Annotated in this window: 18 protein-coding genes; 11 read left to right on the top strand and 7 right to left on the bottom strand. The window is 59.3% G+C overall.

Annotated elements, in window-relative coordinates; all coding sequences use genetic code 11:
- Positions 1-25 precede the first annotated feature (25 nt).
- From ACF6ZU_RS04175 to ACF6ZU_RS04200, 6 genes are all read left to right on the top strand, one after another.
- On the top strand, positions 26-1,189 hold the full coding sequence (locus tag ACF6ZU_RS04175; RefSeq protein ID WP_392890655.1) for an EAL domain-containing protein: 1,164 nt from the start codon (positions 26-28) through the stop codon (positions 1,187-1,189).
- Positions 1,190-1,257: 68 nt separating this feature from the next.
- On the top strand, positions 1,258-2,586 hold the full coding sequence (locus ACF6ZU_RS04180; protein WP_392890656.1) for a deoxyguanosinetriphosphate triphosphohydrolase: 1,329 nt from the start codon (positions 1,258-1,260) through the stop codon (positions 2,584-2,586).
- 116 nt (positions 2,587-2,702) lie between these two features.
- Positions 2,703-3,161, top strand: coding sequence for a response regulator (locus ACF6ZU_RS04185; protein WP_392890657.1), 459 nt, complete (start codon positions 2,703-2,705; stop codon positions 3,159-3,161).
- A 243-nt stretch (positions 3,162-3,404) separates the two neighbouring features.
- Positions 3,405-4,031 carry a response regulator gene (locus ACF6ZU_RS04190; protein ID WP_392890658.1) on the top strand — a complete coding sequence of 209 codons (627 nt, stop codon included), beginning with the start codon at positions 3,405-3,407 and terminating at the stop codon, positions 4,029-4,031.
- Positions 4,032-4,039: 8 nt separating this feature from the next.
- The gene (locus tag ACF6ZU_RS04195; RefSeq protein WP_392890659.1) at positions 4,040-7,345 is read left to right on the top strand and encodes a transporter substrate-binding domain-containing protein; all 3,306 of its coding nucleotides are present in this window, start codon (positions 4,040-4,042) and stop codon (positions 7,343-7,345) included.
- A gap of 50 nt (positions 7,346-7,395) precedes the next feature.
- Positions 7,396-10,338 carry an HD domain-containing phosphohydrolase gene (locus ACF6ZU_RS04200; RefSeq protein ID WP_392890660.1) on the top strand — a complete coding sequence of 981 codons (2,943 nt, stop codon included), beginning with the start codon at positions 7,396-7,398 and terminating at the stop codon, positions 10,336-10,338.
- Here ACF6ZU_RS04200 and ACF6ZU_RS04205 read toward each other — a convergent pair whose 3' ends face one another.
- Together ACF6ZU_RS04205 and ACF6ZU_RS04210 are read right to left on the bottom strand one after the other, a co-directional pair.
- The gene (locus tag ACF6ZU_RS04205) at positions 10,339-10,821 is read right to left on the bottom strand and encodes a GAF domain-containing protein (RefSeq protein WP_392890661.1); all 483 of its coding nucleotides are present in this window, start codon (positions 10,819-10,821) and stop codon (positions 10,339-10,341) included. It lies immediately after the preceding gene.
- On the bottom strand, positions 10,818-11,708 hold the full coding sequence (locus ACF6ZU_RS04210; protein ID WP_392890662.1) for an ATP-binding protein: 891 nt from the start codon (positions 11,706-11,708) through the stop codon (positions 10,818-10,820). The genes ACF6ZU_RS04205 and ACF6ZU_RS04210 overlap by 4 nt, the downstream gene beginning before the upstream one ends.
- A 168-nt stretch (positions 11,709-11,876) precedes the next feature.
- On the opposite strand from ACF6ZU_RS04210, the gene ACF6ZU_RS04215 reads away from it, so the two are divergent.
- Positions 11,877-14,198, top strand: a complete 2,322-nt coding sequence (locus tag ACF6ZU_RS04215) for a response regulator (RefSeq protein WP_392890663.1) — start codon at positions 11,877-11,879, stop codon at positions 14,196-14,198.
- Here the strand turns inward: ACF6ZU_RS04215 and ACF6ZU_RS04220 are convergent.
- The 3 genes from ACF6ZU_RS04220 to msrB all read right to left on the bottom strand — a co-directional run bounded on the left by ACF6ZU_RS04220 (position 14,182) and on the right by msrB (position 15,714).
- The gene (locus ACF6ZU_RS04220; protein ID WP_392890664.1) at positions 14,182-14,643 is read right to left on the bottom strand and encodes a MarR family winged helix-turn-helix transcriptional regulator; all 462 of its coding nucleotides are present in this window, start codon (positions 14,641-14,643) and stop codon (positions 14,182-14,184) included. The two genes, ACF6ZU_RS04215 and ACF6ZU_RS04220, sit on opposite strands and share 17 nt — an antisense overlap.
- On the bottom strand, positions 14,640-15,125 hold the full coding sequence (locus ACF6ZU_RS04225) for a glutathione peroxidase (protein WP_392890665.1): 486 nt from the start codon (positions 15,123-15,125) through the stop codon (positions 14,640-14,642). Before ACF6ZU_RS04225 ends, ACF6ZU_RS04220 begins: the two co-directional genes overlap by 4 nt.
- Before the next feature lie 193 nt (positions 15,126-15,318).
- Entirely contained in the window at positions 15,319-15,714 is a 396-nt protein-coding gene (msrB, locus tag ACF6ZU_RS04230) for a peptide-methionine (R)-S-oxide reductase MsrB (protein WP_392890666.1), read from the bottom strand.
- A gap of 226 nt (positions 15,715-15,940) precedes the next feature.
- Here msrB and ACF6ZU_RS04235 point away from each other — a divergent pair, with 226 nt between their 5' ends.
- Positions 15,941-17,152, top strand: coding sequence for a pyridoxal phosphate-dependent aminotransferase (locus tag ACF6ZU_RS04235; RefSeq protein ID WP_008030363.1), 1,212 nt, complete (start codon positions 15,941-15,943; stop codon positions 17,150-17,152).
- 320 nt (positions 17,153-17,472) lie between these two features.
- Entirely contained in the window at positions 17,473-18,360 is an 888-nt protein-coding gene (gene htpX / locus ACF6ZU_RS04240) for a protease HtpX (protein ID WP_392890667.1), read from the top strand.
- A gap of 60 nt (positions 18,361-18,420) precedes the next feature.
- Here htpX and ACF6ZU_RS04245 read toward each other — a convergent pair whose 3' ends face one another.
- Complete coding sequence (locus ACF6ZU_RS04245; RefSeq protein WP_392890668.1) at positions 18,421-19,077, bottom strand: thiopurine S-methyltransferase; 657 nt, start codon at positions 19,075-19,077, stop codon at positions 18,421-18,423.
- A 104-nt stretch (positions 19,078-19,181) separates the two neighbouring features.
- On the opposite strand from ACF6ZU_RS04245, the gene ACF6ZU_RS04250 reads away from it, so the two are divergent.
- A complete protein-coding gene (locus tag ACF6ZU_RS04250) occupies positions 19,182-19,949 on the top strand; it encodes a DODA-type extradiol aromatic ring-opening family dioxygenase (protein WP_392890669.1) in 768 nt (255 codons plus the stop codon).
- Between the two features lie 19 nt (positions 19,950-19,968).
- Here the strand turns inward: ACF6ZU_RS04250 and ACF6ZU_RS04255 are convergent, their stop codons facing one another.
- Positions 19,969-20,682 carry a UTRA domain-containing protein gene (locus tag ACF6ZU_RS04255; RefSeq protein WP_392890670.1) on the bottom strand — a complete coding sequence of 238 codons (714 nt, stop codon included), beginning with the start codon at positions 20,680-20,682 and terminating at the stop codon, positions 19,969-19,971.
- A gap of 349 nt (positions 20,683-21,031) precedes the next feature.
- Between ACF6ZU_RS04255 and ACF6ZU_RS04260 the strand changes: the two genes are divergently transcribed.
- Positions 21,032-22,096 (top strand): ABC transporter substrate-binding protein, encoded by a 1,065-nt coding sequence (locus tag ACF6ZU_RS04260; protein ID WP_392890671.1) that lies wholly within the window; start codon positions 21,032-21,034, stop codon positions 22,094-22,096.
- Positions 22,097-22,192 lie beyond the last annotated feature (96 nt).

A 22,192-nucleotide genomic window follows, 5' to 3' on the forward strand; every position in this document is an offset into this window, starting at 1 on the left:
AAACAAGAACTGCTAAGGAGGCCTCGTGATCGACGGGCAACCGCTTGCCTGCTTTCAACCGTTCATCGATACCGCCACCGGTCGTATCGCCGGTGTCGAAGCATTGGGTCGACTGCGCCAGGCCGACGGTCAACTGGCCTCCGTGGGCCCGTTGTTCGCCGACCCGCGAACGCCTGCCATCGCCCTGCGTCGGCTGGATCGGCAGATCCGCGATAATGCCCTGAGCCGTCTGCATGAAGCGCCCACCGACTGGTTTCTCAGTCTGAACATGTCACCGCGCTGGATCACTCGCTTGCGCCCTGACCAGGCTTTGCCAAGCCTCAGACAGCTGAGCCGGCATGGTGTCGACCCTCAACGCATCGTTTTCGAAATCACCGAACTCGGCGGCGATATCCAGCGCCTCGCAGACGTGGTGGTTCGCTACCGGCAAGCCGGTGCGCGGATCGCTATCGATGATTTTGGCGCCGGTTACTCACAGCTCGATCGCGTTCTGGCCTTGCAGCCGGACATCCTCAAGCTTGATATGCGATTGTTCCAGGCCGCTGCGTTGGGCGGGCCCAGCAGCGACGTGGTCAAGGCCCTCGCGCAAATGGCCGAGAAAACCGGCTGCTGGATCATTGCCGAAGGCGTCGAAACCGAAGCACAACTGAATTTCGCCCTGGAATGCGGCTCGCGCTATGTGCAGGGTTTTCTGTTCGCCCGTGCGCAAGTGGACTTCTTTGCCACCGACGCGTTCGTCGAGCGCTTCGCGCAACTTCGTCAGCGTTATGTCCAGCAAAAACTGGCTGAACGCGGACGCCTGATGACCATGCGTCAGCAACTCTGCGAGTTGATGGCCATCCTGCAAGCGTGGGCCCAGGCCCGTGCACCGCTGAGCGACTTACCGCAACTGGACGCCTTTCCGTGGTTGTTGCGCTTCTATCAATGCGACCGACACGGCACGCAATTGACGCCGAATCTGGAATGGCGCAACAACGGCTGGGTAGCCGACGATCGCTACCTGGGGCACAACTGGTCATGGCGACCGTACTTCTATCATCTGCTGGCAGAGGGCTGGGATGAACGTCGGCTGACGCTTTCCAACACTTACCGCGATGCCACCAGCAACCAGTACTGCCTCACCGCCGGACAGTTTTTCAACAACGGCGAGCGTCTGCTGCTCATCGACATCGACGCCGCCGGGCTGTAGTTCCGCTTGCAGGCACCGGTGCGAAACGGGAAGCTAGGCGCTCAGTCACCTGACGGAGAGAACCAGCCTTGGATTGGCAAACCCTGCTCACCCGCGAACGCCTCGGAAAGCCTCTGCACAGCCCGGAAGAACTCGGCCGCAGCCCTTTTCACAAAGACCACGACCGCATCATTTTCTCCGGAGCTTTTCGCCGTCTCGGGCGCAAGACCCAAGTCCACCCGGTCTCCAGCAACGATCACATTCACACGCGCCTGACCCACTCACTGGAAGTCAGTTGCGTCGGGCGCTCGCTCGGTATGCGCGTCGGTGAAACCATCCGCAGCGCCCTGCCTGACTGGTGCGAACCCAGCGACCTGGGCATGGTGGTGCAATCGGCTTGCCTGGCCCACGACATTGGCAACCCGCCTTTCGGCCACTCCGGTGAAGACGCGATCCGCCACTGGTTTCAGCAAGCCGCCGGCCGTGGCTGGCTGGATGCAATGAACGAAGCCGAGCGCAACGACTTCCTCAATTTCGAAGGCAATGCCCAGGGTTTCCGCGTGCTCACCCAGCTGGAATATCACCAGTTCGATGGCGGCACGCGACTGACCTACGCGACGCTGGGCACTTATCTGAAATACCCATGGACGGCCAAGCACGCCGACTCCCTGGGTTACAAAAAGCACAAGTTCGGCTGCTATCAGAGTGAGCTGCCGCTGCTGGAGCAGATCGCCCATAAACTCGGCCTGCCGCAACTCGAAGAGCAGCGCTGGGCGCGTCATCCCCTGGTGTACCTGATGGAGGCTGCCGACGATATCTGCTACGCGTTGATCGACCTCGAAGATGGTCTGGAAATGCAGTTGCTGGAGTACGCCGAAGTCGAGTCCCTGCTACTTGACCTGGTGGGCGATGATCTGCCGGAAACCTATCGCCTGCTCGGCCCGCTGGATTCTCGTCGGCGCAAACTGGCGATCCTGCGCGGCAAAGCCATCGAACACCTGACCAACGCCGCGGCCCGCGCCTTCGTCGAGCAGCAGGACGCGCTGCTGGCCGGCACATTGCCCGGGGATCTGGTGGAGCATATGCACGGCCCCGCCAAACGCTGTGTGCTCAATGCAAAAGACATGGCGCGCAAAAAAATCTTCCAGGACAAGCGCAAGACCCTGCATGAGATCGGCGCCTATACCACGCTGGAAATCCTGCTCAACGCCTTTTGTGGCGCGGCGCTGGAACAGCACAATGGTCGGACGCCCTCCTTCAAAAGCCGTCGCGTCCTCGACCTGCTGGGCAACAACGCACCGAATCCCCACGGGCCGTTGCACACCTCATTCCTGCGCATGATTGATTTCATCGCAGGGATGACCGACAGCTACGCCAGCGAGATGGCGCTGGAGATGACCGGCCGTTCGAGCCATTGATAAACCCCGCTGATCAGTCATTACACCCTCTGTACTGGCTGATCAGCCCTTGAATGTCAAAGTGCATTCAACCTTGTGCGAATTCCCCTACACCGCGCGACGAGCAAACTGATCGAATGCTCGCACTAATTGCGAAACAATCAGACGCCCCTCTGTATGAGAGAAGAAGCGTGTGTAATCCGAAGTTAAAAGACGATGTGCGCATCCTGCTGGTGGAAGATCATCCGTTTCAACTACGGGCGACTCAGTACCTTCTTGAAAGTTACGGCTTTAGCCAGCTGACGACCTCCGACAGCGCCCAAGGCGCCCTGCAGCAGATGCTGACGGCGGCGCAACCGTTCGACATTCTGTTATGCGACCAATGCCTGCCTGATCTTTCCGGGGTTGACCTCATCGAACTCGCCAGTCAGCGCGGATTGATCAGACGGGCAATATTATTAAGCAGCCTGACATGCGTAGAACTTGAAGGATTGAAAGGAACCGCAAATGCACAGGGGCTGCCTTTATTGGGTTATTTGACAAAGCCATTGAAACAATCCGAATTCAGAAAACTATTGAACTCAACATATTTATAAGAACCAAATCCCAACACCCCATACCAAACAGCAAACCAGTACTTACAAACTAAAAACTGAAGAACAAGGTGATCACCACAACTTCCCCCCGTCCTCATTCAAAACCTAGTTGATACGTAGTCCCATTCCCCTTCATTTGTAGGACTATTCCTATATTACTGCTTAAGGTCCGTCAGTTCATGCGCCCCATCAACTATCTGAGCTAAGGTGCGCGCTTTATTTGAGCTCGCATGGGATTTGATTATGAACTCCGTTTTTATTGTCGACGATCACCCTGTTATCCGCCTTGCCGTTCGAATGTTGCTCGAGCACGAAGGCTACAAAGTTGTCGGTGAATCCGATAATGGGGTCGATGCCATGCAAATGGTTCGTGAATGCATGCCCGACCTGGTCATTCTCGATATCAGCATTCCAAAACTGGATGGCCTCGAAGTCCTTGCACGTTTCAACGCAATGAGTACACCGCTGAAGACACTGGTACTGACTGCCCAGTGCCCGACACTGTTCGGCATACGCTGCATGCAATCCGGCGCATCGGGCTATGTCTGCAAACAGGAAGACCTGAGTGAACTGGTCAGCGCCATCAAAGCCGTATTGTCGGGTTACAACTACTTCCCGAGTCAAGCGTTGAATCCTGTCCGTAGTGATGACCTGCGTTACGCCGAGCTGGAACTGTTCAAGTCGGTCAACGATAGAGAGTTGATGGTGCTGCAACTTTTTGCACAAGGCAGGACCAACAAGGAAATTGCCAAAGGCATGTTCCTGAGCAACAAGACGGTCAGTACCTATAAAAAACGACTCATGCAGAAACTCAAGGCCAAATCCCTGGTTGAACTCATTGAGATGGCAAAACGTAACGCATTAGTGTGAGGCACAGGATGCCCCGTCGAATAAAGGACTATCTGTTGCTCATGGCCGCTGGTTTATGCCTGAGCACTTCGGTACCCGCTGCGCAGACTGCCAGCGAACACTACAGCCTGCTCAGTCGCTCGACTGTCAGCCATCTGGATGTCGAACTGAGTCTGTCACAGCGACAATGGATGACGAGCAAGCGCGAACTGATCCTGGGCACGTCGGCCCCGGACTATCCACCTTTCGACCTGACGGTCAGCGGCAACGTCTACGAAGGCTTCACCGCCGATTACGCCGGAATCCTCAGCCAGACCATCGGTTTGCCGATCAAGGTCCAGCGATTCGCGTCTCGGGGGGCTGCCATCAAGGCCCTGGAAAAAGGCGAAGTCGATCTGCTCGGAACCGCCAACGGGTTCGAGGCCCACAATACCGACATCGTGCTGTCTGCTCCGTACGCCGTGGATCAGCCAGTCCTGGTGACAAGGGAAGGAGAAACACGATCCCTGACCGATGGCCTTGCCGGCCTGCGGCTGAGCATGGTGTATCACTATTTGCCCCTGGAGGAAGTCAGGGCCCTTTACCCCAACGCGATCATTACGTCCTACCCGTCCTACCAGAATGCGATCAACGCAGTCGCCTTCGACCAGGCCGACGTCTTTCTGGGCGACACCATCTCGACCCACTACATGATCAACAAGGGCTACCTGAACAACATCCGCATGGCCAACTTTGGCAAGCACGAAGCCCACGGATTCAGCTTCGCCGTGCACAAACACAATACCGAGCTGCTCGGGATCATCAATGCGATGCTTACGGCTATCCCCGCCAACGAACGGCAGGACATCTCCGAGCGCTGGAGTGCCGGCAGTGACCTTCTGCTCACGGACCAGAAGCTGCAGCTCACCGACACCGAGGAACACTGGCTGGCGCAGCACCCGGTGGTGCGCGTCGTGGTCAATGAAGCCTTTGCCCCCCTGACGTTTTTCGACAGCGACGGCAATTTTCGCGGGGCGGTCGCAGACCTACTGGAACTGATCAGATTGCGAACCGGCCTGCGCTTCGATATCCGTCGCAGCCGCAACGACGACGACATGATCGGGCAGATCAAAGACGGTAACGCGGACGTGATCGCCGCCCTGCTCCCCAGCGCCAAACGTGAAACAGCGCTGAACTTCACCCGCCCCTTCCTGCAAAACTCTTTTGTCCTGCTGACTCGCAAAGCCGCCGACAGCCCGGCGAATCTCGAGCAGATGGCGGGCAAACGCCTGACCATCGCCCGGGGCAACCCGCTGGTGGATTACCTTCGACGCGAGTTCCCGCGGATCAGGCTGATTGAAACCCCGGATACGTTCAGTGCCGTGGAATTGCTCGCTGAAGGCGAAGCAGAGGGTGCGGTGAATTCGCTGGTCATCGCCAACTACTTCATTTCATCACGACTTTTTGAACCCTCGCTTCAGATCCGCACCACCATCGGCACCCGACAGGCCGCGTTTTCCCTGGCGACCGGACGCGATGCAAAAGAGCTGAATGCCATCCTCAACAAAGCACTGCTGAGCATCGCACCGGAAGAACTGGGCATTATCAACAGCCGCTGGCGTGGCTATTCAGCGTCCTCGCAAAGTACCTGGCGCAACTACCAGCGATTGTTTTATCAGATTGGTATCGGCGCCGGCGTGCTGTTGCTGCTTTCCACTGCCTGGAATGCCTACATGCGTCGCCAGATCAAACAGCGTCAGGCCGCCGAGCGTGCACTGAATGATCAGTTGACCGAGCGGCGCCAACTGTTCGAGGAGCTGCGCTGTGCGAAGGAGCGCGCCGATGAAGCCAATCGCGCCAAAAGTACCTTTCTGGCGACCATGAGCCATGAGATCCGCACGCCGATGAATGCCGTCATCGGCATGCTCGAACTGACGCTGAAACGCATCGAGCACAGCCATCCCGACCGTCCTGCCATTGACGTTGCCTACAACTCGGCCAGGGATCTGCTGGAACTGATCGGCGACATTCTCGACATTGCCCGGATCGAGTCCGGACGTCTGAGCCTGAGCCCTGAGCGGGTAAATCCGAGTGAAATCGTGGGCTCGGTCGTGCGGATATTCGAGGGATTGGCCCGCCAGAAAAACCTGGATTTGCTGCTGGAGTTCAACCCGGCCATCCCGGCATTCGACCTTTCGCTTGACCCGATGCGCTTCAAGCAAGTGCTGTCGAACCTGATCAGCAACGCCATCAAATTCACCGAGCAGGGCCAGGTCAGGGTCTCCGTCGAGTTGCTCACGACAGTGGAAACCGGCCAAGTACGCATGCTGTTGCAAGTTGAGGACAGCGGTATCGGGATCAGTGAACAGGATCAGCGGCGACTGTTCGAACCCTTCGCCCAGGCCGATGACAGTGGGCAGTCCGGCAGAGGCGGCGCCGGGCTGGGCCTGGTGATCAGTCGAAGCCTGTGCGAAATGATGGGCGGAAACCTGAATTTGCGTAGCCAGCCGGGAGTCGGCACCTGCGTCCAGGTGTCGTTGCTGCTGCCCACTCTGCCCCTCGAGCAGGCGCCGCGAACCGTCGAAGCGCCCATCCACACGTCCATGGCGCCCTTGAATATTCTGGTGGTCGACGATCACCCGGCCAATCGCTTGCTGATGTGCCAGCAACTGGAGTTTCTCGGGCATCGATTCAGCGTTGCAGAGGACGGCGAGGCAGGTCTGGCGGCGTGGAAAAGCGCGAGATTCGATCTGGTGATTGTCGACTGCAACATGCCGGTCATGAATGGATACGAACTCGCCCGCGCCATCCGTCACCATGAACGGCAAGCCGGTCGCCCCGCCTGCACCCTTCTGGGATTTACCGCCAACGCACAACCGGAAGAACGGCAGCGCTGCCAGCAGGCCGGCATGGACGACTGCCTGTTCAAACCATTGACCCTGACCGCCTTGAGCCAATGGGTTGCAGGCATCGCACCGCCCGATCGCACCCCCGCCTTCAGCCTGGAAGGGCTGCACAGATTGACGGGAGGCAACCCGGCCATGGACCGGCGATTGCTGACGGAACTGTTCACCAGCAACCGCCTGGACCGACAAACGCTACAAGCATTATCCCGATCAAACCCACCGCAGTTGTTTCTCGATATCGCCCACAAAATCAAGGGCGCCGCGCGGATCGTCCAGGCCAGCCGGTTGATCGACAGCTGCGAGGCGCTCGAACAGGCCTGCCACGAAGGGTTTACTCCAGACGAAGTGGCCGAATGCAGCCGGACCGTTGAGCGCGCGATGCTCGAACTGGAGCGCGCATTGCAGCAACAAATTGCGCAAAACGACGAAAGCAGAATGACGGAGCCTTAACTATGCTTGGTCGCTGAGCAGTGTGTTAAACATCATGGAGAGACCCTGCAATGCCCAGCCCACTGCGCCCGGATCAACGGCGGTTTCCCCTGCACGTGCACATCAGCGTGATGTTTACCCTGCTGTTGCTGCTGACCGGCGTGGTGCTGGGCATTTTCAACTATCGGCAGACCACGCAGATCATTCTTTCCAGCAGCGAAAAGCTTTTCGAGCGCGTCGAGCAGGATGTCCGGCTGGACCTGCATTCCACCTATGAGCCTATTCGTCACCTGTTGAGCCTGCTGGTGTACAACCCCGCGGCGCAAGCGCCTGACCTGGAACAACGCCTGCTGTTGCTCGGCCCCTTCAGCCAGTCACTCAGGGACAACCCCGACCTGGCCTCGCTGTACGTGGGCTACGACACCGGCGATTTCTTCATGGTTCGCCCGCTGCGAACCCCGGCCCTGAAATCACTGCTCAATGCACCGGACAGCGCGGCGTACCAGGTCTGGAGCATCGAGCACAGCAGCGGCCAAGGACGCTCCCAATCCTTGTTTTTCGACCAGGACCTGAACCCCATCAGCCGGGTGGACAATCCTGATGACACCTACGATCCGCGAACACGCGCCTGGTTTTCCAGCGCCCGTCGCGACAGCGATCAGATCACCACGGAGCCCTACCTCTTTTTCTCCACCCACAACGTCGGTACTACCCTGGCCCGACGCAGCGGTGCACACGCCGTCATGGGCGCCGACCTGACACTCGCGGAATTGTCCGCCACCCTGGCCAAACATGTCGTCACCCCCGGTACCGAAATCGTGCTGTTCGATGCCGAAGGCAATGCCATCGCCTACCCCGACACCGACAAACTGATCGTCGACGACCAGACCGCCCGCTTGAGCAAGGCCGCCGACCTGAGCCCCGGCCTTGGCGTATTGATCAACACTCCCCCCGCCGGCAATCGGCTGGAAGCTGCCGGCCGCCAATGGATCGTTGCCCGCAGCCACATGCAGGAAGGCGGTCCCCAGGGACTGCAACTGGCGCTGCTGGTGCCGGAGGACGAGTTGCTTGCCGAGGCCTATCGCATGCGCTGGCAAGGAGCGCTGATTACCCTGACCACGTTGCTGTTGTGCCTGCCACTGGGCTGGCTGACCTCGAGAATCCTGGTCAAACCTCTGCGCACGCTGGTGCAGGAAGCCGATGCCATCCGCAGTTTCAATTTCAATTTCCCCGTCTCCCGTGGCTCTCCGGTGCTCGAAGTCGATCAACTGAGCGTGTCGATGACCCGCATGAAAGACACGCTGGCGAGCTTCTTCCAGATCACCGACAGCCTGAGCGCCGAGACCCGGTTCGCGCCGTTGCTGGAACGGGTGTTGTTCGAAACCGTGAAGATCGGCCAGGCCCAGGCGGGCCTGATCTACCTGCGGGACAATGACGGCGATCGCCTAGAGCCTCACGGCCTGGTCATCAACGAACGTTCACATCCATTGCCAGCGTTCGATCTTCACGGTCACGAACCGAAGGACCCGCAAAGCCCGGAGTGGCTGCTGCAACTGTCGAATGCCGACAATGTGGTCACCAGCTTCGGTTTCGAACAGGCGGGGGATTTGCAGAAGGTATTGCTGGAAATGGAATGCCCACGAGTGCATCTGATCGGTATCCGCCTGCACAATCGCCATAACGAAACCGTGGGCCTGCTGATCCTTTTGCTTGAGGACAGCGGCGATCAACGTGACCTGGAGAAACTTCGCCCGGACCGTATCGCCTTCCTTCAGGCCGTTTCCGGTGCGGCTGCCGTGAGTATTGAAAGCCAGCGCCTGCAGGCCAAGCAGAAACAACTGCTGGATGCCTTCATCCAATTGCTCGCCGGCGCGATTGATGCCAAGAGCCCTTACACCGGCGGTCACTGCCAGCGAGTGCCGGCGCTGACGCTGATGCTCGCCCAGGCCGCCGCGGCCAGTCAGGAACCGGCCTTCCGCGGCTATCAGCCCACCGAAGACGAGTGGGAGGCGCTGCACATCGCCGCATGGCTGCACGACTGCGGCAAGGTCACCACACCGGAATACGTGGTCGATAAAGCCACGAAACTGGAAACCCTGAACGACCGCATCCACGAAATCCGCACCCGTTTCGAAGTGCTCAAGCGCGATGCCTGGATCCAGTACTGGCAGGCCATCGCACTGGGCGGGGACGAGCAGCCGCTGGCTGAACGGCGCGATGCCAGTCTGGCCGGGCTGGACAACGACTTTGCCTTCATTGCCCGCTGCAATCTGGGCGGTGAAGCGATGGCCGAGGCTGACCTGCAACGCCTGCGCGAGCTGGCCCAACGCACCTGGACCCGAACGCTGGACGATCGGCTGGGCGTGTCCTGGGAAGAGAATCGGCGCCAGGCACGAACACCGGCGCCGAGCCTGCCGGTCAGCGAGCCGTTGCTGGCAGACAAACCCGAACATCTGCTCGAGCGCGCCGAAGGCGAACTGATTCCGGAAGACAATCCCTGGGGATTCAAACTGGATGTGCCCCGCTACAAGTACAACCGGGGCGAGCTCTACAACCTGAGCATTGCCCGGGGTACGCTGACTCGCGAGGAGCGTTACATCATCAACCACCACATGGTGCAGACGATCCTGATGCTCAGCCACCTGCCCTTCCCCGGTCATCTCAACAACGTCGCGGAAATTGCCGGCGGCCACCACGAAAAAATGGACGGCACCGGTTATCCCAAACAGTTGAAACGCGAAGAAATGAGCCTGCCGGCGCGAATGATGGCGATTGCCGATATTTTCGAAGCGCTGACCGCTGCCGATCGCCCCTACAAGAAAGCCAAATCCTTGAGCGAAGCGCTGGGCATCATGGCCTTCATGTGCCGTGATGCCCACATCGACCCGGAGCTGTTCGAGCTGTTCATCAACGCGGGAATCTACCGACAGTACGCCGACCGCTACCTCGACCCGCAGCAGATCGACGCGGTGGACCCGACAGGCCTGCTGATCAAGGCAGGGCTGCGGGCATGATCAGCAGTCGGTCAGGCGCAGGAAGATCTCAGCCAGTTTTTCGATACCGGCCTGATCGTCAGCGCTAAACCGCGCGAGCGTCGGACTGTCGAGGTCCAGCACGCCGATCAGCCGACCGTCCTTGACCAGCGGCACGACCAGTTCGCTGTTCGATGCGCTGTCACAGGCGATATGCCCGGGGAATGCGTGCACGTCTTCCACCAACTGGGTCTGCAACGTCACCGCCGCTGTCCCGCATACGCCACGACCGAAGGGAATCCGCACGCAGGCGATCTGCCCCTGAAACGGGCCCAGCACCAGCTCTTCGTTGCGATTGAGGTAGAAACCGGCCCAGTTCAGGTCATCCAGCTGATTGAACAGAAACGCCGAAAACTGCGCGGCGTTGGCGATGAAATCACGCTCGTCCGCCAGCAGCGATTCCAGTTGCGCATGCAGCATGCCGTAGCCTTCAAGGCCCTGGCCGCTTTGTTGTAGATCAATCATGCCTTGTGCTCCAACAGCTTCAGCCCAACCCAATAGCGGGCAAATTGATAAGCGCAACGTCCGTTGCGATTGCCGCGGCCAGTGGCCCAGCGCACCGCCAGGATGTCCAGTTCTTCGTCACGCTGCCACGTGAGGCCAGCCTTGTCGGCCAGCTGACCGATCCAGTGCTCGACCACGTTGAGGAAGTGCTCCTGGGTAAACGGATAGAACGACAGCCACAGGCCGAAACGGTCCGACAGCGCGATCTTGTCTTCCACCGCTTCGCTCGGGTGCAGCTCGCCGTCGACGCGCTTCCAGTTCTCGTTATCGCTTTCCTTCTCCGGCACCAGATGGCGGCGGTTGGAGGTGGCGTACAGCAAGACGTTGTCCGGCGCTTGTTCCAGGGAACCGTCGAGCACGCTCTTGAGCACGCGGTAGTCGCCTTCGCCCGCCTCGAAGGACAGGTCATCGCAGAACAACACGAAACGCTGGGGCAATTTGGCGATCTGCTCGACCACGCGCGGCAGGTCCGCCAGGTGATCGCGCTCGATTTCGATCAAGCGCAGACCGGCCTTGGCGTGCTCGGCCAGCAACGCGCGCACCAGCGACGATTTACCGGTGCCGCGCGAGCCCCAGAGCAACGCGTGGTTGGCGGGCATGCCGTCGATGAATTGTTGGGTATTGCGCCCCAGCTGCTCCAGTTGCCGGTCGACGCCGATCAGGTCGGACAAGCGCATGTCGAGGCTGACTTCCAGCGGTAGCAGAAAACCGCTGCGGCCCTCGCGTTGCCAGCGTGCGGCCAGGCATTGCGTCCAGTCGATCGCTTGACGAGGTGCAGGTAGCAGCGGTTCGATACGGGCCAGAACGGCATCGGCGCGTTCAAGAAAAGCATTCAATCGGGAATCCACGTCTTCTCCTCGGGCACGTTCACAGTAATGATGGCGCTACAGCGACGAAACATGGCGCTCGGTGCCTGGGTCATCCCTTGTTGCACAAGGGCTCGCGAGAACATCGGTATCCACGCATGATCGACTATGCTTGAGCAGCGAAGGGAAACGGAAGTGGTTCGACACCCCATGGATATCAAGTTCACCAACCGGCTGTCTTACAAGCAAGCCCGGCTGACCGTGCTGGTCGGTTTCATTCTCGGCACGCTGCTCAGCCTGCTGCAAATAGGCATCGATTATGCCAGTGAAGACGCCTCCATCAACCGGGAAATACTGTCTTTACTGGAAATCAGCCACAACCCCGCTTCGCGCATTGCCTACAACATCGATTCCGAACTCGCCCAGGAGCTGACCCTGGGCCTGCTGCGCTCACCGGCGATCATCGGCGCGCAACTGACCGACAACAACGGTTCGGTGCTGGCGAACGTCAAGCGTCCGGGCTCGCAGAGCGGCTACCGGGTGATCAGTGACTTCCTGTTCGGTGCCGAACGGGCGTTCGAAGACCGCTTGTACCTGGATCATCTGCCGAATGAATCCCTCGGCACCCTGCGCCTGGAGGTCGACACCTACGCCTTCGGCAGCCGCTTCCTGAAACGGGCCGAAGTGACCTTGCTCAACGGTTTCGCCCGTAGCCTGCTGCTCACCGGCATCCTGTTGGCGTTGTTCTACGTGATGCTGACCAAACCGCTGGTGCGGGTCATTCGAGAACTCAGCGGCCGCGATCCGCGCAGTGCCGAGCCCACCTGGCTGGAATACCCGGCGGGTCACGAAAACGATGAGATCGGTGTGCTGGTCAAGGTTGCGAACCAGCAGTTCGAGAACATCGCCACCGAAATCCAGCAGCGGCGCAACGCGGAAAACCGTCTGACCGACTACCTCGGACAGCTGGAAAACATCGTTTCGGCACGCACCGCGGAACTCAAGGCCATCAACAGCCGCCTCAGCCAGTCCAATCAGGAACTGGAAGTCGCGCGCAGCACGGCTTTGGACATGGCCGAGGCACGCTCGGTGTTCCTCGCCAACATGAGCCACGAAATCCGCACACCGCTCAATGGTTTGCTGGGAATGATCGCTCTGTCCCTGGATGGCCCTCTCAATGCCGAGCAACAGCAACAACTGTCGATCGCCCACGACTCGGGCAAAGTATTGGTGGAGTTGCTCAACGATATTCTCGACCTGTCGAAATTCGACGCCGGTCAGCTCGAACTCGAACACATTCCGTTCGACCTCGGTTCGCTGGTCGAGGACACCGCCAACCTGCTGTCGCAGAACGCTGCGCCAAGTGTCGAGCTGACCTGCCTGATCGACCCGGCCTTCCCGGCCCTGGTGCTCGGCGACCCGACGCGGGTGCGGCAGATAGTCAGCAACCTCCTGTCCAACGCGCTCAAGTTCACCCGATTCGGTCGGGTCGATGTGCGCCTGTCGACGCACCAGGACGGCGTCCGGATCGAAGTCTGCGACACGGGCATTGGCATTCCCCAGGATGCCCAGGTCAAGATTTTCCAGCCCTTCACCCAGGCCGGCGCCGGCATTACCCGGCAATTCGGCGGCACCGGGCTGGGGCTGGCGCTGACCTACAACCTCTGCGAAGCAATGGAGGGTCGCCTCACCATCAGCTCGGAAGCGGGCTTCGGCAGTCAGTTCTGCGCCGATCTGCCGCTGCCCTGCCACACCCGCGCCCTGCTGCCGATGACGTTGCGCGGCAAAGTCATCGCGATCACGGCCGCCAGCAGCGGCCTGGCCGAATTGTTGAAGAGCCTGTTGCCGGGCTGGGGTCTCGATTATCAGCAGCGCTCCATCGATGACGCGATGATCGGTCAGAAACCCGACATGGTGATCACCGATTGCCCCGAATGCCTGTTTAACCTGCGCCCCAGATGCACCGCGCCGATTCTGTTGGTGACGGCCTACGGCAGCTTCATGCCCAGCGAACAGGCCAGCGCCCTCGCGCCGCTGCAACAGCAGGCGCGCCCGCTGGCGCGAAATGCGCTGTACCAGACGTTGCGGCGAGTCCTGCAACCGGAAATCAACCTTCTCAACGACGCCCGGCTCGAAGCCCTGTCACCTCAACGACGCGGGCGGGTGCTGCTGGTAGAAGACAATCCGGTGAATCAGCTGGTGGCCAAGGGCATGCTCGGAAAACTCGGCTGCGAGGTCATTGTCGCGGCTCACGGCGGCGAGGCACTGGATCAACTGGAACACAGTGAATTCGATCTGGTCCTGATGGACTGCAACATGCCGGTGATGGACGGCTACGAAGCCAGTCGACAAATCCGTCGCAGCGGACGCTGGCCACAATTGCCCATCGTCGCCCTGACCGCCAACGCCATGTCCGAAGAACGCGAACGTTGCCGTGCGGCGGGCATGAGCGACTACCTGGCCAAACCGTTCCGGCGGGAAGAACTCGCCGCGTTGCTGGACATGTGGATGCCGGCTACGACAGTGCCTTGATTTGCCCCAACAGATGATCGAGGCCATCGCGCAAGTCGTTAAGCCGATCCAGATCGACGCCGCTGTCGCACAACAGACGGGCCTTGAGCGGCCCGACCTGATCACGTAACGCCTTGCCGCTGGGCGACAGGCTCAGATGCACTTCTCGCTCATCCCGCGCCGAACGCTGACGCTGCACCAGTTGCAACTGCTCAAGGCGCTTGAGCAGCGGCGTCAAGGTGCCGGAATCCAGAGCCAGACGCTCGCCCAATGCCTTGACCGTCGGTTGCTCCGGTGCCGCGTCCTGCCATTCCCACAACACCAGCATCGCCAGGTATTGCGGGTAGGTCAGGCCGAGCTGATCAAGCATCGGCTTATAGGCACGGATCACCGCCCGTGACGCGGCATACAGCTTGAAACAGAGCTGGCTGTCGAGCTTCAGGGAATCGACGGACAAGGTGTTCATTTGAGCAGGGCTTCGATCTCGCGGCTCAGGTCCTGCGGCTTGGTCGCCGGCGCGAAGCGCTTGACCAACTGGCCGTCCTTGCCGATCAGGAACTTGGTGAAATTCCATTTGATGCCCTGGGAACCCAGCACGCCCGGTGCACGTTTTTTCAGCTGTACGAACAGCGGATGGGCGCCGGTGCCGTTGACGTCGATCTTTTTGAACAACGGAAAGCTGACACCGTAGTTCAACTCGCAGAATTCGGTGATCGCCCCTTCGTTGCCCGGCTCCTGCTTGCCGAACTGGTTGCAGGGAAAACCGAGCACGACCAGGCCCTGGTCCTTGTAGGTCTGCCACAGTTCCTCGAGGCCTTTGTACTGCGGGGTGAAGCCGCATTTGCTCGCGGTGTTGACCACCAATACGGCTTTGCCGGCGAAATCAGCCAGGGTCTTTTGTTCGCCCTTGATGGTGGTGACAGGGATGCTCAGCAGGTTGTCGCTCATGATCCGGACTCTTGAAGGGAGGAAGATGAGACAAACATAGCGAGCAATTGAATTGTGTGCAATTTAATAAATCGATCGCCACACCACAAAAAACTGTAGGAGCTGGCTTGCCAGCGATGACGTCCTCGAACGCAATGCAAAATTCGAGGGCCTCATCGCTGGCAAGCCAGCTCCTACCAGTACTGCGGTGAATTTACGAACGCGGAACGAGATCCAGGCACACCGAATTGATGCAATACCGCAACCCGGTCGGTGGCGGGCCGTCGGGGAACACGTGCCCCAGATGCGCATCACATTTGGCGCAAACCACTTCCGTCCGGATCATGCCGTGGCTGACATCCCGGATCTCGGTCATGGCGCTGTCGCCGATCGGCGCATAGAAACTCGGCCAGCCGCAGCCGGAATCGAATTTGGTTTTCGAGTCGAACAACGGTTCGTTGCAGCAGATGCAGTGGTAGACACCGTCGACCTTGCTGTCGTTGTACTTGCCGGAGAACGGCCGTTCGGTGCCCTTGAGGCGGCAAACGTTGTACTGCTCCGGATCGAGCATCGCCCGCCATTCTTCCAGGGTTTTTTCCAACTTTTCCATCATCACACCTCGGGAGCTGAAAAAGCCCGATCTGTGTCTTTTCCACGGATCGGGCGGCACGTATGATTGCGCCTCGTCAAACGCCAGTCTGGCAGCCAGACCACGCGCATTCAAACGGATTTATGAGTGCTGCATTTCAAGGCGTCAGGCCTGTGTGAATACGCAGGATTCCCAGTACGGCAGGTCAAACGCCGCCTGGATCGTTCATTTTCGGGAACACATCGCCATGCAGGTCAGCAAATCGAACAAGCTCGCCAACGTCTGCTACGACATTCGCGGCCCGGTGCTCAAGCACGCCAAACGCCTGGAAGAGGAAGGCCATCGCATCCTCAAGCTGAACATCGGCAACCCGGCACCCTTTGGTTTCGAAGCGCCGGACGAAATCCTCCAGGACGTCATCCGCAACCTGCCGACCGCACAGGGTTACAGCGACTCCAAGGGCCTGTTCAGCGCGCGTAAAGCCGTCATGCAGTACTACCAGCAGAAGCAGGTCGAAGGCGTCGGCATTGAAGACATCTACCTGGGCAACGGCGTTTCCGAACTGATCGTGATGTCGATGCAAGCCCTGCTGAACAATGGCGACGAAGTGCTGGTGCCGGCACCGGACTACCCGCTGTGGACCGCCGCGGTAAGCCTATCGGGCGGTAATCCGGTGCATTACCTGTGCGACGAGCAAGCCAACTGGTGGCCGGACCTGGCCGACATCAAGGCCAAGATCACCCCGAACACCAAGGCGCTGGTGATTATCAACCCGAACAACCCGACCGGCGCGGTGTATTCGAAGGAAGTGTTGCTGGGCATGCTGGAACTGGCGCGCCAGCACAACCTCGTGGTGTTTTCCGACGAGATCTACGACAAGATTCTGTACGACGATGCCGTGCACATCTGCACCGCCTCCCTGGCGCCGGACCTGCTGTGCCTGACCTTCAACGGTCTGTCCAAGTCCTATCGCGTGGCCGGTTTCCGTTCCGGCTGGATCGCCATTTCCGGCCCGAAACACCACGCGCAAAGCTACATCGAAGGCATCGACATGCTGGCGAACATGCGCCTGTGTGCCAACGTTCCAAGCCAGCACGCGATCCAGACCGCTCTCGGCGGCTACCAGAGCATCAATGATCTCGTGCTGCCGCAAGGTCGCCTGCTGGAACAGCGCAACCGTACCTGGGAACTGCTCAACGACATTCCTGGCGTGAGCTGCGTCAAGCCGATGGGCGCGCTGTATGCGTTCCCGCGCATCGACCCGAAAGTCTGCCCGATCCATAACGACGAAAAATTCGTGCTTGACCTGCTGCTGTCGGAAAAACTGCTGGTGGTGCAAGGCACGGCATTCAACTGGCCATGGCCTGACCACTTCCGTGTGGTGACCCTGCCGCGCGTGGATGACCTGGACATGGCCATCGGACGCATTGGCAACTTCCTCAAATCCTACCGTCAGTAGTGGCGACTGGCCTCGTGCGGCTTTTTGCCTGAAAGTCGCACGAGGATTAATTCAGCAACATATCTTTGTCTCTCACCGAACCCTCCCGCCTCTATTGCCAGCAGACACCCTGTTTCGTGACTACGCCTAACAACGACGGGGCTTGCGAGAGGAATCCGCTGACAACCGCTTCCCGTATCTACATCGGAAATGCCCTGCAAGCGACTAGACTCTGGCTGTAGGACACAGTTTGAAATAGTCACCCGGTTGAATAGCCCGGTGCAGCACCTTATATACCCCGCAGTACGCTACATCTTTAGCAAAAGGAGATTTCTACAACCATGATGCGCATCCTGCTGTTTTTGGCCACTAACCTGGCGGTCGTGCTGATTGCCAGCATCACCCTGAGCCTTTTCGGCTTCAACGGGTTCATGGCGGCCAACGGGGTTGATCTCAACCTCAATCAGCTGCTGATTTTCTGTGCGGTCTTTGGTTTCGCCGGCTCGCTGTTCTCGCTGTTCATCTCCAAGTGGATGGCGAAGATGAGCACCAGCACCCAGATCATCACCCAGCCACGGACTCGTCATGAGCAATGGCTGCTGCAAACCGTCGAGCAACTGTCCCGGGAAGCCGGGATCAAGATGCCCGAAGTCGGGATTTTCCCGGCCTACGAGGCGAATGCGTTCGCCACGGGCTGGAACAAGAACGACGCACTGGTCGCGGTCAGCCAGGGTTTGCTCGAGCGGTTCTCGCCGGATGAAGTGAAAGCCGTTCTGGCCCACGAAATCGGTCACGTGGCCAACGGTGACATGGTCACCCTGGCGCTGATCCAGGGCGTGGTGAACACCTTCGTCATGTTCTTCGCACGGATCATCGGCAACTTTGTCGACAAGGTGATCTTCAAGAACGAGGAAGGCCAGGGCATCGCCTATTACGTGGCGACCATCTTTGCCGAGCTGGTACTGGGCATTCTGGCCAGCGCCATCGTCATGTGGTTCTCGCGCAAACGCGAATTCCGCGCCGACGAAGCCGGTGCAAGCCTGGCCGGTACCGCCGCAATGATTGGTGCCCTGCAACGCCTGCGTGCGGAACAAGGCCTGCCGGTACACATGCCGGACACCCTGAATGCATTCGGCATCAACGGTGGCATCAAACAGGGGTTCGCCCGCATGTTCATGAGCCACCCGCCGCTGGAAGAGCGTATCGACGCACTCCGTCGCCGGGGCTGATCAGGCTCGGCACCAAAAGGAAGGCCCGCGGAGATGCGGGCCTTTTTTTGTTTGCCTGAATTACCGGCTGGAAACCCGATAAACCCGCTCCTCAAGCCGTGTCACGCCGCTTTCGACGAACTTCCAGCTCTCACCCAGAACATCCTGATCCTCCAGAATCTTCAACGACCACACTGCCCCGAACAACCGCTGCACTTCGTCATCCAGCACGGCAAACGGCGGTCCGTCCTTTTGCGCCTGGTCGTAATCCAGCGTGATCAAAAGCCCCGACGCATCCTTGGGCAGAATACGATTCAGGTGACTCGCGTACTGCTCGCGCATGGCTGGCGGCAGTGCGATCAATGCCGCCCGGTCGTACAGGCCTGCGCAATCGGCCACATCGCCGGCAGTCAACTCGAAGAAATCACCACACCACAACTCGATCGAGCCTGCGCGGTAAACCTTGAAGGGCCCCTGCTCAGTGACATTCGGGTCAAAGTGATGTTCGTTGAAGAAATCTTCGACAGCCTTTTCCGACAGCTCAATCCCCAGGACTTCATGCCCCTGGTGCGCCAGCCACAATAAATCCAGACTTTTCCCACACAACGGCACCAGTACGCGCGCGCCCTCCTCCAGCCCCAATTGTGGCCAGAATCGTTGCAGATAAGGGTTTACTTGCGGCAGATGGAAGCCGATCTGATTCGACTGCCACCGCTTGTGCCAAAACTCCGGCTGCATACATATCTCCGAAAAATTCGATCAAAACACCCTAAAACTTATATTAGATTTAGATCAATGATCTGATTGAAGATGACGCCATCTTAACTCTCAGGAGCTCATTCATGTTCCCCAGCCTGTACATATCCCATGGCTCCCCCATGCTTGCCCTGGAACCCGGCGCCAGTGGGCCGGCCCTCGCGCGCATTGCCGCCGAGTTGCCGAAACCCAAAGCCATCGTGATTGTTTCCGCGCACTGGGAAAGCAACGAACTGCTGGTCAGCGGCAATCCGCAACCTGAAACCTGGCATGACTTCGGCGGATTCCCCAAGGCCTTGTTCGAGGTGCAATACCCGGCGCCCGGCGATCCACAATTGGCCGCTGAAGTGGTCGAGCTGCTGCAGCGCAGCGACCTGCCCGCGCGCATCGACGGCAAACGCCCCTTCGACCATGGCGTCTGGGTACCGTTGTCGCTGATGTACCCGCAGGCAGATATCCCGGTGGTGCAGGTTTCGCTGCCGACACGCGGCGGCCCGGCCCTGCAGACCCGCGTCGGCCATGCCCTGGGCAGCTTGCGCGAACAGGGCGTGTTGTTGATCGGCTCCGGCAGCATCACCCACAACCTGCGCGAACTGGACTGGCATGCCGGCCCGGAAAGCGTCGAGCCCTGGGCCAAGACATTTCGCGACTGGATGATCGAGAAACTCGAAGCGAACGACGAAGCCGCGTTGCACGACTATCGCCAGCAAGCACCGAACGCTGTGCGCAATCACCCCAGTGATGAGCATTTGTTGCCGTTGTACTTCGCCCGCAGTGCCGGAGGTCAGTTCAGCGTCAGCCATAAGGGCTTCACCATGGGCGCACTCGGGATGGACATTTACCGCTTTGGTTAAGAGCCTGCGGTGGCCAGGTTCAGACCACATCGACGCCGACGTGAATCGCATCGTGCCGCCAGAACTCAAGGTCACAATCGATCAACCGCTCGTGTTGGTCGTAATTGACCCGGGCGATGCGCAACCCCGGACTGCCAACCGACACCCGTAACGCCGCCGCTGCGTCCACCGACAACGCCGTCGGCACGATCTCGAAGCGCACGCGCCCGTAATGCAGGTCGTAATGCCGTGCGTACAGTTCGGTAATCGACTGATTCAGATCCATGTCCAGGATCCCCGGAAAATACTGCGGATTGAGGTAGTGCTCGACGTACAGCACCAGTCGCTCATCAATCCGCCGAGCCCGGCAGACCTGGATCACGCTCGACAACGCCGGCAATTGCAACCACGCGCAGATCGCCGCCGATGCCGGTTGCAACCGTGCCGAAATCACCTCGGTGGACGGCACCCGCCCCTGCGCACTGACCATCGCGTGGAAGTGACTGCGCTGCATCAGGTTGTAAGCCAGACGCGGCGGCGACACGAACCAGCCCCGGCGCTCCTCCCGATAAATCTGCCCTTGGGCCTCCAGCTGCAGCAACGCTTCGCGCACGGTAATCCGTGTCGTGCCGAACAACTCACTGAGCTTGCGCTCCGCCGGTAACTTGCTGCCAGGCGCCAACAGACCATGGTCGAGCTGCTCCTGAAGAACCTGCCCGATGGCTGTCACCGCTTTGGTTGTCTCGATGCGCATCAACGTTACCTATCTGGACTAGACCAGCACTGTTTCGGAGCAGAACCGTCATTTGAAACGACTATGTCAACTTTCAGCAAGCCTAGGCACTGCACATGACTGACAGATGACAAAGGCGCTGAACGGTGCGCTGAAACATCTGCAATTTAACGGCCAAGTCCTTTCATATCAGTTCTTTAGCCATGGTCTACGCTTACTCCGAAGCCTGAGCGCTGATCTGAAGAAAATGCTGACGGACCGCTGGTCGACATCAAAATGTCATCAGGGGCGCCTAGATTGGCTCAGGTATTGCTGACCTAGACCAACACAACCGCAATCGCAGCGTTGAAAACGCCCAAAGGAGCTTCGGATGAAAAAGCTTTTCCTGGCATCACTGTTAGGTTCGACCATTGCCATGTGCACCGCCGCCATGGCGGCTGATGATTTGAAAACCCTGGAAGCCGCTGCGAAAGCGGAAGGTGCGGTCAACAGCGTCGGCATGCCCGATGACTGGGCCAACTGGAAAGGTACCTGGGAAGACCTGGCCAAGACCTACGGCCTGAAGCACATCGACACCGACATGAGCTCGGCCCAGGAAATCGCCAAGTTCGCCGCTGAAAAAGACAACGCCACCGCCGACATCGGCGACGTCGGTGCCGCGTTCGGCCCGATCGCGGTCAAGCAGAACGTTACCCAGCCCTACAAGCCATCCACCTGGGATCAGGTACCCGCCTGGGCCAAGGACAAGGACGGCCACTGGGCCCTGGCCTACACCGGCACTATCGCTTTTATCGTCAACAAGAAGCTGCTGCACGGTTCCGAAGCGCCCACCAAATGGGCTGACCTGAAAACCGGTAAATACAAAGTGTCCATCGGTGACGTGAGCACTGCCGCCCAAGCGGCCAACGGCGTTCTGGCTGCGGCACTGGCCAACGGCGGCGACGAGAAAAACCTGCAACCCGCGCTGCTGCTGTTCGCTGACATCGCCAAGCAAGGTCGCCTGTCCATGGCCAACCCGACGATTGCCACCATGGAAAAAGGTGAAATCGAAGTGGGCGTGGTCTGGGACTTCAACGGTTTGAGCTACAAGGCCAAGATGGCCAACCCGGATGACTACACCGTGCTGATCCCTTCCGATGGTTCGGTGATTTCCGGTTACACCACCATCATCAACAAATACGCCAAGAACCCGAACGCCGCCAAACTGACTCGCGAATACATCTTCAGCGATGCCGGTCAGATCAACCTGGCCAAGGGTAATGCCCGTCCGATCCGCGCCGAGCACCTGACCCTGCCACCTGAGGTCCAGGCCAAGCTGCTGCCTAACGAGCAGTACAAGAAGGTCACTCCGATCAAAGACGCGGACGCGTGGGAAAAGACTTCCAAGGCCCTGCCGCAGAAGTGGAACGAAGAAGTCATCGTCGAAATGAAGTAATGCTTCATTTGTAGGAACCGGCTTGCTGGCGATTGCATCACCGCGGTGCTTGATAGACCGCGGTGCCTGGATCGCCAGCAAGCCGGCTCCTACAGA

The organism is Pseudomonas migulae, from assembly GCF_043225285.1.
In the GTDB taxonomy this organism is placed as follows: Bacteria; Pseudomonadota; Gammaproteobacteria; order Pseudomonadales; family Pseudomonadaceae; genus Aquipseudomonas; species Aquipseudomonas migulae_C.